Here is a 419-nt window from a genome sequence, read left to right on the forward strand (position 1 = left end):
CCCAGCATCCGGTGCTGAAAAAAGAACCATACATTGTGGTGTTGGTTGACGAATTTGCCGACCTGATGATGACGGTAGGTAAAAAAGTGGAAGAGCTGATAGCACGTCTGGCGCAAAAAGCCCGTGCCGCGGGTATCCACCTCGTACTGGCAACTCAGCGTCCATCGGTTGATGTTATTACTGGTCTGATTAAAGCGAATATTCCGACCCGTATCGCCTTTACCGTATCCAGTAAGATTGACTCACGTACCATTCTTGATCAGGCTGGTGCGGAATCACTGCTGGGTATGGGGGATATGCTCTACTCTGGGCCGAACTCCACTTTGCCGGTACGTGTCCATGGTGCTTTTGTTCGCGATCAAGAAGTTCATGCCGTGGTGCAGGACTGGAAAGCGCGTGGTCGCCCACAGTATGTTGAT

The 419-nt window shown here is 51.3% G+C and carries 1 protein-coding gene; it reads left to right on the plus strand.

Annotated elements, in window-relative coordinates; genetic code table 11:
* On the plus strand, positions 1–419 hold a 419-nt coding region (locus E0L35_RS25745; RefSeq protein WP_249362195.1), incomplete at both ends, for an FtsK/SpoIIIE domain-containing protein.

Source organism: Halomonas sp. ATBC28, from assembly GCF_005937175.1.
Classification (GTDB): domain Bacteria; phylum Pseudomonadota; class Gammaproteobacteria; order Pseudomonadales; family Halomonadaceae; genus Vreelandella; species Vreelandella titanicae.